Origin of the sequence: Formosa haliotis, from assembly GCF_001685485.1 — a bacterium.
GTDB lineage: Bacteria > Bacteroidota > Bacteroidia > Flavobacteriales > Flavobacteriaceae > Formosa > Formosa haliotis.
On sequence record NZ_BDEL01000001.1, the window covers coordinates 445,520 to 459,089 of the forward strand.

Consider the following 13,570-nt stretch of genomic DNA (forward strand, 5'->3'; position numbering starts at 1 on the left):
GGTATTTGTAATAAAAACTAGTAAAAGCAGGAGCTATATTTAATTTATATCAATCCACACACATTACACTTCCCTCCTCCTACTTGATCGTGTAAAAAGTGTTCCTTTAGGAGTGATAAATTAATGTATTAGAAGAATTTTTTTCAAAGAAAATTGAGTTTTACAAAAAAAAGGAATAGTGCATTTCATGCTATTTGACATAATTTCCGATATTAAGGCTACCAGACTTATATGGATAGTAAAAAACAGATTGTTGGATACCTGTTATAAAATGAGATTAATAATACAATCTAAAGTCTAATAATTTGCATATGGCGTAATATCTTTGGTGTAGTTCTTCAACCACATCAACCAAATTATCATCTTCATTAAATAAATTAAAAAAGGCTTTATCTAAATTTGTACTGGAAATACCATTATATGTATTTCCATAGCCAGAGATCGCTTTAGCTCCGGTAATATCTAAAAAATATTGTGCTTCTTCCTCGTCTAAATCTAAGATTTTAGCATTTGAAAAGTGTAGAATCTTTCCAATTAATCGGCCTTCAAAACGTTCGGCAATCTCTTGTAAACTATAGTAATAATCGTTTAAACAAATACTGTTAGCTTCACCGGGCATAACCAGATAAATAATTTCATAATCCTTAAAATTATGGTCGTCTAATACCAAACTATTTAAACAGTCTTCCAACCCTTCAATCGTATCGCAGGTGTTATAGATACTTGCAATACCAAAATTTAAAACCAAATGTTCCAAACTTTCTTGGGTTTCGGTAATGATATTGGTTTCTACGTCCTGAACAGCTTCTAAGCAATAAATGAAATATTCAGAATCCGTTAATTGATTTTGGGGATATTGCGATTGTTTTTCTAACAAGATTTTTAGTTTAATTTATTAGACAAATGTAATTAGAGTTTCTTTAATGAATTGAGTTGTTGTAGTAAAATTTTTTAATCTTTTGATTAGAGTAACCGCATTGTTTCTTAATTTTAAATTATAGTAATAAGTTCTCGACAAACTTTAACTGCTTCCTTCGTCAGAAGTTTACTATTCTTTCTCACTAATGCTAGAAGACTATTAGTATAATATTTCGTTCTATATGGTGTTCGAGCAGCAGTACTGAGCGAAGTATAAGTATAGTTGAGATCAATTATACCTTCTAAATATTTTCAAAAGGGCAATTATTTATACCAAAAAAAAGCCTACCTAACGGTAAGCTTTTTAATGTTTTAGTGTATGAAAATTTATTCGTCCTCGTCTATTAATAAGTTTAAAGTCACTGTAATATTATCGCGAGTCGCTTTACTAAACGGACACATTTCATGAGCTTTTTCTATTAAGTCTTCTCCCGTTTTTAAATCTACTCCGGGAATATACGAATCTAAAGTTGCTTCAAGGAAAAAGCCTTCTTTATCTTTACAGAACCCAATAATGGCAGTTACACTTAAAGCCTCTTCATCTATGTCGATACCTTCACTTTTTGCAACAGCTTGAAGTGCTCCTCCAAAACAAGCAGCATATGCGGCACCAAATAATTGTTCTGGGTTCGCTCCTGCTCCACCGTCGCCTCCCATAGATTCTGGCACTGATAAATTAAAATCTATCGGACTATCCTCAGATACGACATGACCTTTTCTTCCTCCTGTTGCAACCGTAGTTGCTTCATATAATGTTTTCATTGTTTACGTTATTATGGTTTATAGTTTTAAAGATAATATCATATTCATATATAATAAAGAGAATTACCTTAAAATTGTATTAAATATATAAGACTAAGAATATTCTGTGCAATTCATTTTTGTTGTTTCCTCGATAGTTTTTTAAAACTTAAGTTGTTCTCATAATTTTAGTATACTGTACTAGGATTCAAAAAAAATTAAATACGCGATTCTCAGCGAGGTTGATTTTTCTGAAAAATTACGTGATAAGCAAAATCATTTTTAATTTTCCATCAAGGCTTTTACGCGATTTATATTTTCTTTACTGGCTAAATTTGTTCCTCCAGTCATAGTGGTAGCGACTCCGCAAATAACGCCCCATTTTAAAATGTCTTCTGATGATAATCCGTGTTGGATACCATAAACCAATCCTGCGACCATACTATCACCCGCCCCAATGGTACTCTTTACTTTTACCGAAGGTGTGTTTCTGTAAAATATACCTTCCGTTGATGCTAAAAATGCACCTCGTGCTCCTAAAGACACTACAACATATTGTGCTCTTCCGGTGTTTACAAGCTCCATGGCAAAATGTTCTTGTTCATCTTTAGATAGAAAAGATTTTCCTGCTAATTGAGCCAATTCTTTCTGATTGGGTTTCATTAAAAAAACAGGTTCGCTAAGGGTCACTTCAAGTGCTTTTCCCGAGGTATCTACAATTATCTTTACTTGCTTATCGGCTAAAAGATGCATCAATTGTACATATAAATCGGTTGGCATATGTTCCGATAAACTTCCACTCATTATAAAAATAGAGTTGTCTGTTACTTGGGTTGAAATAATAGTTTTTATGTGTTCTATTTCTTCTGCAGTTAAACGAGTTCCAGGCATACCAAAACGATATTGTTGCTCCGTTTTTTCATCTACAACAGCTAAATTTTCTCTGGTCCAAGCTTCGGTTTCTACTGGAATAACAGCTATATCTTCTTCATTTAAAAGAAGTTTTAACGATAAACCAGTATCTCCTCCTGCAGTAAACACACATTTGTTTTGCACTTCTAGCGTATGTAAAACGCGCGAAATATTAATACCTCCGCCACCAGCTTGATATTCTATATCGGTACAATTTAATTTTTGCTCAGGCATGAGCTGATCTATTTTTGCACTTTTATCTAAGGCCGGGTTAACGGTTAATGTAATGATATTCATGTGAATTGTAGTTTTTGTGTCTTAAAGATTTAAAACAGTAATTTATGTAAAATTTTATTGTGAACTAAGACTCTTTAAAAGAAATTTAGAATTCCTTTTCACGCGTTAAAAGCCAAAAATATTAGGCTGTTTGATTTCAATAAAACCATATTACATTTAAAGACACATGTTTTTGTGAGTTTTAACTCGTGTTAACGACCAAAGTTTAAGTTTAACAAAAATTATAAATCGTATATGAAAATTTACTCCGCTCTTTTAATTGGTATCACTACAATAACCCTCATTAGCTGTAATCAAAAAAAGAGCATACTAGCGTTTCCAAATCGTCCGACCAAGACCTGATATCGGAAGAAAAGTCACCATCAAAAGCAGAATCACTTTTGAATAATACGATTGCTGCACATGGTGGCGATTTGTATGATACCGCACATTATTCGTTTATATTTAGAGGAAAAACCTATCAGTTTAAAAATGATGGCTACAATTATGAATACACGAAAACATTTCAAAAACAGGATTCTTTAATTATAGATCGCCTTAAAAATGGAACCTTTACTAGAACCGTAAATGGCGATGCGATTTCGCTATCTCCAAAAGCTATCGCCAGTGGTTTTGGAGCCATCAATTCTGTGATTTATTTTGCCACCTTACCGCATAAACTAAAAGATAAAGCAGTTATTAAATCCGATTTGGGCAATACGAGTGTTAACGGTGAAAACTACGCTGTTTTAGGAGTTACATTTCAACAAGAAGGTGGTGGTGAAGATCATGATGATGCCTACGTTTATTGGATTAATACAACAAGCAATAAAATAGATTACCTAGCCTATAATTACCATGTAAATAAGGGAGGTGTGCGATTTAGAAGTGCATATAACAGTCGGGTAATAGACGGTATAACCTTTCAGAATTATGTGAATTACGAAGCTGAAGTTGGAACACCTTTAACAGATTTACCAGCGTTATACGAAGCAGGTAAGCTTAAAGAATTATCTAAGATTGAAACCGAAAATGTAATGCATATTGTCGATTAAACTAAGCTAGTTAATCAACTTAAATAACCGAAAATTTGCAACCAAACACCTCCTGAAAATTCCATTTTTAACCATAGCGATTTCTTGTGTTTAATAAGGGTTTTATGCAATACTTTTCAAATCTTCTTTTTAAAAGCATCAATAGTTTAATGGTTTAAGTCAATATTCAGCTACGCTAATAGCTAACTTTGAAATACCTAAAAACAAGAACGATGTCATTACTCACAATAATTTTAAGCATTTTATTACCACCACTAGCTGTATTTTTAGAACACGGCATAGGAACCGCCTTATTAATAAGCATATTATTGACGCTTTTAGGATGGTTGCCCGGGGTAATACACGCCTTTTATGTAAACAGTAAAAACTAAATATTATGAAAAAAGAAGATAAAAACACAAAATATAATCCAGAAATTACAGAAGAAGATAAAAAGATTCTTGGTGATAAATCTGGTAATTTAAGAAACGATTATGGCGATGACCAATTGATTAAAAAACGTAAAAACGAACCCGATTTTGCGGCAGAAAATTTAGATATTCCAGGGGCTAGCCCAGCTAGACCTTTATCGAATGGAAAACCTAAAACTAAAGATGAAGAAAACGAACATCACAGTTTAGGGAGCGATCATAATGAAAATCTAGAAAACAATATTAGATATAGAAATGATAATTAGACGATTGTAGTCTATTTTAATTATTAATAGAGAGGCTGTCTAGAAAGAATTACAATCGGTTATACTAAATTCAGAATCCTGTTATGGCGATTATTCATCGCTATAAGTATAGGATTCACAATACTACCAAAAGGTAGAAATTTAGGACATCGGTAATTTTAGGTCTAAACAGCCTCTTTTACTTGTGTACAATTCTAATTTTTTGCCTTCAGAATAAAATAGTTTTTGAGCGTCTTTCTTTCTGAAAGATTCTTAGCTCACCTCTTCACTATTCTTTTAATACGTACTACCTTTTTTAAAAATTTATAAAATCTTATGTTTTATTTAGTGGCTTTTGGGTAATCTGTATATCCCTTTTTTCCTGGAGTATAAAAGGTGTCTTCATCCCATTCCGCTAAGTTTACATCCTGCTCGAACCGTTCTACTAAATCTGGATTCGAGATATACAACTTGGCGTAAGCTACTAAATCGGCATCGCCATCCTCTAAAATTTTATTTCCTTTTTCCTGATCGAAACCCCCATTAATAATCAACGTTCCATTATATAACTGACGGAAATGTTTGGCGATATTGGTTACAGCAAAAGGTACGTTTGTAACATCTGTAAATGGTTCAGATAAATGGATATATGCCAAATTGTAATCATTTAATTTTTTTACGATATATTCAAATGTAGGAATTGTGCTTTCATCTAGCGTTATTCCGAATAAACCATTTAAAGACGGATTAAAGCGAGCCCCAATACGTTCTTCAGGAATGACTTCTTTAATGGCATCTAAAACTTCAAAAAAGAAACGGGTTCTATTTTCTATAGAGCCACCATAATCATCGGTTCTTGTATTTGAACACGCATTAAAAAACTGTTGAAATAAATACCCGTTAGACGAATGAATTTCTACGCCGTCAAAGCCTGCTTTTACAGCATTGGCAGCCGCTTTTTGAAAATCTTTAACGGTAGATTTAATTTCTGAAACCGTCATTTCCTTAGGAGTTACGGTGTCTTTAAATCCTTCGGGAGTAAACGATTTGGCATTAGGGTTTATAGCAGAAGCAGAAACCGGTAGTGCACCATCATGAAAATCGGGATGAGAAATGCGGCCCACATGCCACAATTGTATAAAGATAGTTCCGCCTTGTTCGTGCACCCGTTGTGTGACTTTTTTCCAACCTTCAACTTGCGCATCTGTATGGATTCCGGGAGTGTTAATATATCCTACGGCTTGTTCAGAAACTTGAGAGCCTTCAGTAATTATTAAACCTGCCGATGCTCTTTGTTCGTAATACAAACCATGCAAGTCATCTGTTGGCACTTTTTCTTGGTTATTAGCGCGACTTCGTGTCATAGGCGCCATAACAATTCTATTTCTTAGTTTTATATTTTTGTTATACGGTGTTAATAAAGGTTGCTGACTCATAAAAATTGGATTTAAAATTAGGCTTTACTCAAATTTACAAAACCATAGTTATAATGTCGAATCCCCTTATGACTTTAAAATAGATTTAACTTTGTTGTTTATTTGTCAACTAAAAACAACCGTTTCAGTTAAAATAATTCCAGATAAAGCACGTCTAATAAATCAGTTTAAGTATAACGCCTTATAATGTCTTTTTCTTGGTTTTCATGTCTTGAAATAATGTTTTAAACAAGCCACGAGCAATTAATAATTTCATGATTTCATTGGTTCCAGCATAAATTCGTGCGACCCTATTATCGGCGTACATTTTTGCAATAGGATAATCCCACATATAACCATACCCACCAAATAATTGCAAACATTCGTCCACTACTTTTCCATGCATTTCTGTAGCCGAATATTTTGCTATTGAAGCACTTTCGGTGGTGAGTTTATCATTAGCTAACAGTACGGTACAGCGGTCTAAAAAGGCTTGATGTATTTGTAATTGTGCTGCGCATTCGGCGAGTTTAAATTGGGTATTTTGAAACCCAGCAATGGGTTTTTTAAATGCGGTTCTGGTAGATGTATAAGCTATGGTTTGTTCAATGGCTCCTTCTGCTCCACCTATCGCATTTAATGCTACAGTTATTCGCTCTCTGGCTAATTCGGTCATCATGATTTTGAATCCCATACCTTCTTCACCTAACCTATTTTCTTTAGGAATTTTTACATTATCAAAAAACAATTCGCAAGTATCTTGAGATTTCATTCCAATTTTTTTAAAAGGAATGCCTTTCTCAAAACCATCTGTAGAAGCTTCAATGAGTAATAAAGATATACCTTCATTCGCTGTGCCGACTTGTGTTTTTACGGCAACAATCGACAAATCACACATATATCCATTAGTGATAAATGTTTTCTGGCCGTTAACAAGATAATAGTCACCTTTATCTTCGGCATGCGTGGTTATAGCTTTTAAGTCACTTCCGCAATTGGGTTCGGTCATTCCTAAGGAGGTGATGAGTTCCCCGGAAGCCATTTTAGGAAGGTAGTTTTGCTTCTGCGCTTCGGTACCATATTTTAAAAGATATGGCGCGACAATATCTGAATGCAAAGAGAATCCCGGTCCAGAAATTCCTTGTTTTCCTAATTCTTCAATAAAAAGGGCATTAAAACTAAAATCTAATCCGCTTCCTCCATATTTTTCAGGCATATCCATACAAAGCAAACCTAAATCCCCTGCCCGCTTCCATATATCTCGGCTAACCATACCATTTTGCTCCCATTCATCAAGATGATCTATGATATCGTTTTTAATAAAATCTTGAATCATGTGTTGCATCATCTTATGCTCTTCCGATGCGTATATATCACGCTCTAATAAAACATCTTGTAACATAATACGGAGGTTTTTATTTAAATTAAACTTTAGACAACAATACTTGGACACTCGAAATAATGACAATAATAGACGAACTACCCTGAAATTCTTAAGTTAAATATGAAAACAGTACAATCCAGTTATAAAATGGTTTACCTACTCATTATCCCTATGCTTAGTCTTTTTCCAATAGAAATACAATACAACAGCTACTATAGGTAAAATGATAAATACTATAATATTAAAAGGATCGGAAAAGTCTATAGGCGAATTATTATCGGGACTAGGTGTACCAATTGGTAATTGCATTAATAATATGTTAATCGTGTTTTTCATAGCTAAAATTATCTTGTTATAAGTTACAACTTTAAAAATGTTTATACTAATTCCCATCAATTTACTGTAAAAAAAGGAAACATACTACCCTTTAAAGCATCTGCGTTAACATCTTTAATATTAGAGCAAATAGTAGGCACTCCTCTGGTTTACCTTTACAAGACGAAGCAGTAAAACACTGCTAAATACTTTTAAAAATAATTGCACTATGGAAACGAAAACATCAAATAATACATTTAAAACATTAAACCCTACCAATACGAAATCCTTGTCTACATACACCTATATGAGTGATGATGACGTCAATTCTAAGATTGAAAAGGCGCATCAAGCTTTTCTTAAATGGCGATTAAAGCCAATTAAAGAACGGGCTAAAGTGATAACAGCTATTGGTGAAGAATTACAGAATTATAAATCGGAATTAGCAGAACTTATGACCGATGAAATGGGAAAACTTTTAACCCACAGTTTGCAGGAAATCGATACATGTACGGCCATTTGTAACTTTAGTGCCGAGCATGCCGCTCAAGTTTTAAAGAATGAAGAACGCCAATTATCTAATGGCGGAAAAGGAATAATTACCTATTCGCCTATCGGAATTATATACGGGATTCAACCTTGGAATTATCCAGCGTATCAAGTCATTCGTTATGCTATTGCTAATTTAATGGCTGGAAATAGTGTGCTATTAAAACATGCCTCGAATGTTACGGGAACTGCCCTGTTGTTAGAATCTATATTTAAAGCCGCTGGATTAGAGGACGGATTATTTACAGCTTTAGTAATTAATCACGATCAATCTGATGCTATAATTAAACACAAATTGGTACGAGGTGTTACTCTAACCGGAAGTCCGGAAGCAGGAAAAGATATCGGTGCAAAGGCTGCAGCCGAATTAAAAAAATCGGTTTTAGAATTGGGAAGTAACGACGCTTATTTAGTACTTCATGATGCCGATATTGAAAACGCGGTAGAACAATCTGTTATTGGTAGAATTTATAATAATGGTGAAACCTGTATTGCGGCAAAACGATTTATTGTGGTAGAATCTGTTTACGACACCTTTAAAGAGGCTTTTGTAAAAGCCATGTCTGAATTAAAGTTAGGCGATCCAAAAGATAAGGATACAGATTTAGGGCCGATGGCAAGAAAAGATTTAAGAGAAAAATTACACGAGCAAGTTACCGAAAGTATAAACAAAGGTGCCAAACTACTTTGTGGTGGTGAGCTAAAATCGGGTAACGGATTTTATTATCCAGCAACAGTATTAGATGATGTAAAACTAGGACAGCCGGCCTACGATGACGAGTTATTTGGTCCGGTAGCTGCATTAATAAAAGCGAAAGATGAAACCGATGCCATGCGCATTGCTAACGATAGCCGTTTCGGACTTGGAGGTGGTATTTTTTCTAAAGATATAGATCGCGCAATCTCCTTAGCAGAAACCCATTTCGATACGGGGATGGTGTTTATAAATTCATTTGGCTTAGCCGATCCGCAAATGCCGTTCGGAGGTGTTAAAAACTCTGGATTTGGCAGAGAACACGGTGGTTTCGGGATGAAAGCATTTGTAAATGCAAAATCGATAATACTTAATAAATAAAAGGAAATAGGTTAAATTTATTTTTTCTTTTAAAATGCTTCTTAGCGCTTAGTTAAGAAGCATTTTTCCGTTTATATAATCTATAAAACATCGCAATTAAAACATGAATGTTATAATATAAAGTCGATTTAAGTTTTTGAATAATTTACAACTTAGAATTTTTTCAAATTTAATTATAAAAACTAAGTATATTGAAGCATGATTTTCTTTCAATTATAAACAAAGACATTCCAATTTTTTAAAAACTAATAAAAACATAAGGTCTAGTTATGGCAACTTTAATACAGAAAACTGAAATTAATATGAAATTGGTGCTTGTTGGCCTCATTGGATTTTTTAGTATGATTACTTTTGTAGACCTACAACCAGGGCAGCCAGAAGTTACCTATACCGCAGCCATTGCGGTGTTAATGGCGTTTTGGTGGGTAACCGAAGCTTTGCCGATTGGGGTAACCTCGTTTCTTCCTATTATTTTATTTCCCGTATTGGGTGTTTTAGACGGAAAATCGATTTCTGATGCCTATATCAATTATGTGATTTTTCTCTTTATAGGCGGATTTATTATGGCTTTGGCCATGGAAAAATGGGACCTTCATAAACGAATTGCTTTAAAAATATTAGCGCTTATTGGAGGTAGCCCGTTCTTAATTATGCTTGGGTTTATGTTGGCAGCTTCATTTTTATCTATGTGGATGTCGAATACTGCGACTGCCATGATGATGCTACCCATTGCCTTCTCTGTAACCACTGCTTTAGAAGATGTTTACGGTATAAATAACATGCGATCGTTTGCAGCGGGTTTACTTCTTTGTATTGCGCACGCTTGTTCTATTGGCGGAATAGCAACCTTAGTGGGGACTCCTCCAAATTTATCTTTTTTAAGAATTTTTGAAATTATTTATCCTAATGCCCCAAACATTTCATTTGGACAATGGATAGCGTTTGCCTTTCCTATTACCGTGATTATTTTTATAGCGTCATTAGTTATTATTTACTTTGGATTTAAGCCTAAAGTTCCCATAGAAAATTTAGATAAATCATTCTTTAAATCGAAATACGAAGCACTAGGAAAGGTGACAATAGAGCAAAAACGAGTCTTTATATTATTCGTTTTTTTAGCCCTATTATGGGTGTTTAGAGCCGAATTACGCTTAGGGTTTATAACACTTCAAGGATGGAGTTCTGTTTTTAAACAACCAAAATTTTTAAATGATGGTACGGTAGCCATGTTTATAGCCTTTTTATTATTTGTGATTCCTTCTTCAAAGAAAAAAGAAAGTTTAGTAAGTTGGAACATTATGAACAAAATTCCGTGGCATATTGTTTTCCTTTTTGGTGGCGGATTTGCCCTAGCTAAAGGCTTTATCGATTCTGGATTGTCTACTTATATTGGTAGTCTATTAAGCGGAACTAAAGATATGTCTGCAGTAATGCTAGTAACAACGTTAACTGCTTTAATGTCTACTTTAACCGAATTCACATCGAACACCGCGACCACCGAAATGATTTTACCCATCATGTCTGGCTTAGCTTCAGAAATAAGAGTTAATCCTTTATTAATCATGATTCCGGTAACTTTAGCGGCTTCTATGGCATTTATGCTTCCTATAGCAACACCTCCAAATGCCATTGTGTTTGGAACCGGGAAATTAAAAATGATACAATTGGTAAAAACAGGATTTATTGTTAATGTTATTGCAATCGTTATTATTGTTGCTGTAACCCTACTTTGGGGAACTATTATTTTTGATATAAATCCGACAGAATTCCCCGATTGGGCAGAAATCGGTTCAAAACCTGTAAAGCATTAATTAGGTATTAAAAAAGAACCAAACAAATCAAGTATTTTAAAAAATAGTCCGATTTTTAGTTTTTAGCTAAGGTCATTTCAGAATCCGAATTTTTAATGGTATTTGGTAGTGTTTTTGGCTGGTTCTTGTTGTAATAAAACCAAATAGCACCTATGGCTAGTACTTGGGCAATCACCGAGAAAATAGAACCTTCGAAACCAAAATCTCCTCCGTTAATCATATTATTATCCGTGATTTTAAATTCAATTAATGAATAAAAGTCTTGTCCGCTAACATTAAATCCGAATAACGTTTGAAACAAATTCCAGCTAAAATGCAGAGCTATCGGGAACCATAAATTCTTGGTGTAAGTATACGTTATCCCTAATAAAATTCCAGCTAAAAATAAATTTAAGAAACTAAACCAATCCATGTTGGGATTTGCAATATGCATAATAGCAAATAAAAAGACGATACGATAAGTGAAATAAACGGATTAAATTCGGCCAAAAGATTACGCAACACATACCCTCTAAACAGCATTTCTTCGGAGACGGAAACTAAGAAAAACACCAAAATAGCATAGAAAATATCTGTAATATTAAATGAGATATTTGAATACTGAATTTCATTTAAACCCCATAAAACAAGGTAACCCAAGCCCATAATTACAAGGCCGAGTAACACACCTACATTAATATCTTTAGCACGGTTTTTCAGTTGAAAACCTAAATTTACAAAGCGTTCTTTATCGATATATTTCATAAATATCCAAAGCACTACTGCTGTCCCTATACAGGTGAACAGCATAATAATAAATTCCTGTTTTGAAGTTTTTATGGCATCCAAATCCATATAATCTACTCCACAAATGGCCATACCAGTTAACTGAAAAATTCCAACAATTATAAAATATGGTATAATGAGTAATAAAATTCGTCCTATGGCATTCATATTTATAGTTTTAAGGAATGACTTAATGCTTTCGTAGAATTTTAAAAGTATTAAAAGTTAGTTACATACCAAAGTGAAAAAATATAAAACAAAACAGCACTTAAAACAAAATTGTTCTAAGTGCTGTTTTTTATATGAAACTGAAGTAAGACCTAAAATTTTCTAGGCTTCACCACGTGCTGGGTAATCTTTATCTAAAACAAACTTGATAGATTTTAGTAAGGCTACGATTTCTGGTCTTGCAAACGGCATGGTCTGGATAGATGATGCATAAAGTGTTATATCCGGACGAATTAAAAATACGCCAGGTTCTATAAATTGTTCTGGTTCATCTTTAATCCCTTTAGAAATATAAAGGCCCCAATTTCTAGCTTCTTCAATAGGAAACTCATAACCTACCGGAACATCAGAAATATCCCAATCCTTAAACGTAGCTTCCGCAACCTCTTTAGTGTCTGAACTAATGGCTACAATATTTACACCGATGTCTTTAAAATCTTTAAGATGTTCTTGAATAGTTTCTAAATATTTTTTACACACTGGGCAGTGTTTTCCTCTGTAAACCACAACCATATTAAAATGTTCTGGTTTTTCTTCACTTAGGGTCCATGTGTTTCCGTCTAATAATTTTATGGATAAATCCGGTGTTTTTGTTCTTGGCTTAATATGATTCATAATACTCTGTTTTTAAAATTTAACTTTAATTTTTACTATATAAATATGTCCTACGACATAGATTTGAATGCTTCTGGAATAGCCGTGTCTCCTTCTAAAATTTCAAAAGTGCTGGTGTTAGATTGTTCATTATCTAAGGCATACACCAACGTTTTTGCAACATCATCTCGACTAATTTCTCCTGAATTTGAAAGGGATTTTCCTAATTGAATATGCCCTTGCCCAGGATGATTATTTAATCGGCCTGGTCGTACAATCGTATAATTCAAATGAGAAGACGTTAGGTATTGATCAGCTTTTTGTTTGGCTGTAAGATAATCTTGAAGCCTCTCGCTTTGCTCTGGCTTATCGGCTCCCATAGAACTCAGCATCACAAATTTCTTAATGTTAGCATCTTCAGAGGCTTTTATCATTTTAATAGCACCATCTCGATCTACAGCTTCTACCTTTTTTCCGCCAGATCCTGCAGCAAAAATCACCTTATCTGCACCAGTAACGGTTTTAGAAACATCCTGCTCTAAATCGCCAAAAACAGTTTTAATATTTTTGGTTTTAAATTCAGATTCCTGTGCTTCGTTTCTTACCATTGCTATGGGTTCGAAAAGCTCTGATGATTTTAAAAGTTCAACTATTTTATGTCCCGTGGTACCCGTTGCACCAACTACTAGTATTTTTTCCATGTCTTTTATTTAAAGACGAAGTTCCGAATTTCTTATAGGTCGCACTGCCGTAAATGCTTGAATTATTGACGTAAATACATTCTCAGGGTAATCTCAAGGTTGCTTGTAGTTAAACACCGTATATTCTACTTTATAATTTATATTTTTACGATAAGAAAAAACAACTCTAAAATGTC

Annotated in this window: 13 protein-coding genes and 1 pseudogene; 5 read left to right on the plus strand and 9 right to left on the minus strand. The window is 33.9% G+C overall.

What is annotated here, in order from left to right; all coding sequences use genetic code 11:
- Nucleotides 1-277 precede the first annotated feature (277 nt).
- The 3 genes from A9D35_RS01820 to A9D35_RS01830 all read right to left on the minus strand — a co-directional run bounded on the left by A9D35_RS01820 (nt 278) and on the right by A9D35_RS01830 (nt 2,868).
- Entirely contained in the window at nt 278-877 is a 600-nt protein-coding gene (locus A9D35_RS01820) for a DUF6642 family protein (protein ID WP_066218203.1), read from the minus strand.
- 368 nt (nt 878-1,245) lie between these two features.
- The gene (locus A9D35_RS01825) at nt 1,246-1,680 is read right to left on the minus strand and encodes an organic hydroperoxide resistance protein (RefSeq protein ID WP_066218206.1); all 435 of its coding nucleotides are present in this window, start codon (nt 1,678-1,680) and stop codon (nt 1,246-1,248) included.
- A gap of 261 nt (nt 1,681-1,941) precedes the next feature.
- Complete coding sequence (locus A9D35_RS01830; RefSeq protein WP_066218209.1) at nt 1,942-2,868, minus strand: 1-phosphofructokinase family hexose kinase; 927 nt, start codon at nt 2,866-2,868, stop codon at nt 1,942-1,944.
- Between the two features lie 380 nt (nt 2,869-3,248).
- On the opposite strand from A9D35_RS01830, the gene A9D35_RS01835 reads away from it, so the two are divergent.
- The 3 genes from A9D35_RS01835 (at nt 3,249) to A9D35_RS01840 (ending at nt 4,578) form a co-directional block, all read left to right on the plus strand.
- The gene (locus A9D35_RS01835) at nt 3,249-3,902 is read left to right on the plus strand and encodes a DUF6503 family protein (protein WP_235817830.1); all 654 of its coding nucleotides are present in this window, start codon (nt 3,249-3,251) and stop codon (nt 3,900-3,902) included.
- A gap of 212 nt (nt 3,903-4,114) precedes the next feature.
- Nucleotides 4,115-4,273, plus strand: a complete 159-nt coding sequence (locus A9D35_RS18265; protein WP_083191584.1) for a YqaE/Pmp3 family membrane protein — start codon at nt 4,115-4,117, stop codon at nt 4,271-4,273.
- Between the two features lie 5 nt (nt 4,274-4,278).
- Entirely contained in the window at nt 4,279-4,578 is a 300-nt protein-coding gene (locus tag A9D35_RS01840; protein WP_066218212.1) for a hypothetical protein, read from the plus strand.
- Between the two features lie 320 nt (nt 4,579-4,898).
- Here A9D35_RS01840 and A9D35_RS01845 read toward each other — a convergent pair whose 3' ends face one another.
- From A9D35_RS01845 to A9D35_RS01855, 3 genes are all read right to left on the minus strand, one after another.
- A complete protein-coding gene (locus A9D35_RS01845) occupies nt 4,899-5,993 on the minus strand; it encodes an alkene reductase (RefSeq protein WP_066218215.1) in 1,095 nt (364 codons plus the stop codon).
- A gap of 181 nt (nt 5,994-6,174) precedes the next feature.
- Entirely contained in the window at nt 6,175-7,374 is a 1,200-nt protein-coding gene (locus tag A9D35_RS01850; RefSeq protein WP_066218218.1) for an acyl-CoA dehydrogenase family protein, read from the minus strand.
- Nucleotides 7,375-7,512: 138 nt separating this feature from the next.
- Nucleotides 7,513-7,692: an adenylosuccinate synthetase gene (locus A9D35_RS01855; RefSeq protein ID WP_066225699.1), complete on the minus strand. Its 180-nt coding sequence runs from the start codon at nt 7,690-7,692 to the stop codon at nt 7,513-7,515.
- A 208-nt stretch (nt 7,693-7,900) separates the two neighbouring features.
- Here A9D35_RS01855 and A9D35_RS01860 point away from each other — a divergent pair, with 208 nt between their 5' ends.
- Both A9D35_RS01860 and A9D35_RS01865 read left to right on the plus strand, forming a co-directional pair.
- Nucleotides 7,901-9,295, plus strand: coding sequence for an NAD-dependent succinate-semialdehyde dehydrogenase (locus tag A9D35_RS01860; RefSeq protein WP_066218221.1), 1,395 nt, complete (start codon nt 7,901-7,903; stop codon nt 9,293-9,295).
- 269 nt (nt 9,296-9,564) lie between these two features.
- Nucleotides 9,565-11,106, plus strand: coding sequence for an SLC13 family permease (locus A9D35_RS01865; protein WP_066218224.1), 1,542 nt, complete (start codon nt 9,565-9,567; stop codon nt 11,104-11,106).
- A gap of 55 nt (nt 11,107-11,161) precedes the next feature.
- On the opposite strand, the pseudogene A9D35_RS19600 reads toward A9D35_RS01865, so the two are convergent.
- The 3 genes and pseudogenes from A9D35_RS19600 to A9D35_RS01880 all read right to left on the minus strand — a co-directional run bounded on the left by A9D35_RS19600 (nt 11,162) and on the right by A9D35_RS01880 (nt 13,394).
- A pseudogene (locus tag A9D35_RS19600) lies at nt 11,162-12,039 on the minus strand (CPBP family intramembrane glutamic endopeptidase).
- 162 nt (nt 12,040-12,201) lie between these two features.
- On the minus strand, nt 12,202-12,714 hold the full coding sequence (locus A9D35_RS01875) for a peroxiredoxin-like family protein (protein ID WP_066218227.1): 513 nt from the start codon (nt 12,712-12,714) through the stop codon (nt 12,202-12,204).
- Nucleotides 12,715-12,764: 50 nt separating this feature from the next.
- Entirely contained in the window at nt 12,765-13,394 is a 630-nt protein-coding gene (locus A9D35_RS01880; protein WP_066218230.1) for an SDR family oxidoreductase, read from the minus strand.
- Nucleotides 13,395-13,570 lie beyond the last annotated feature (176 nt).

Bases quoted from the DNA above. Each gene is read 5' to 3' on its own strand.
- A9D35_RS01845 (WP_066218215.1), bottom strand. From the start codon at position 5,993: ATGAGTCAGCAACCTTTATTAACACCGTATAACAAAAATATAAAACTA.
- A9D35_RS01865 (WP_066218224.1), top strand. From the start codon at position 9,565: ATGGCAACTTTAATACAGAAAACTGAAATTAATATGAAATTGGTGCTT.
- A9D35_RS01840 (WP_066218212.1), top strand. From the start codon at position 4,279: ATGAAAAAAGAAGATAAAAACACAAAATATAATCCAGAAATTACAGAA.
- A9D35_RS01880 (WP_066218230.1), bottom strand. From the start codon at position 13,394: ATGGAAAAAATACTAGTAGTTGGTGCAACGGGTACCACGGGACATAAA.
- A9D35_RS01830 (WP_066218209.1), bottom strand. From the start codon at position 2,868: ATGAATATCATTACATTAACCGTTAACCCGGCCTTAGATAAAAGTGCA.
- A9D35_RS01860 (WP_066218221.1), top strand. From the start codon at position 7,901: ATGGAAACGAAAACATCAAATAATACATTTAAAACATTAAACCCTACC.
- A9D35_RS18265 (WP_083191584.1), top strand. From the start codon at position 4,115: ATGTCATTACTCACAATAATTTTAAGCATTTTATTACCACCACTAGCT.
- A9D35_RS01875 (WP_066218227.1), bottom strand. From the start codon at position 12,714: ATGAATCATATTAAGCCAAGAACAAAAACACCGGATTTATCCATAAAA.
- A9D35_RS01825 (WP_066218206.1), bottom strand. From the start codon at position 1,680: ATGAAAACATTATATGAAGCAACTACGGTTGCAACAGGAGGAAGAAAA.
- A9D35_RS01855 (WP_066225699.1), bottom strand. From the start codon at position 7,692: ATGAAAAACACGATTAACATATTATTAATGCAATTACCAATTGGTACA.
- A9D35_RS01850 (WP_066218218.1), bottom strand. From the start codon at position 7,374: ATGTTACAAGATGTTTTATTAGAGCGTGATATATACGCATCGGAAGAG.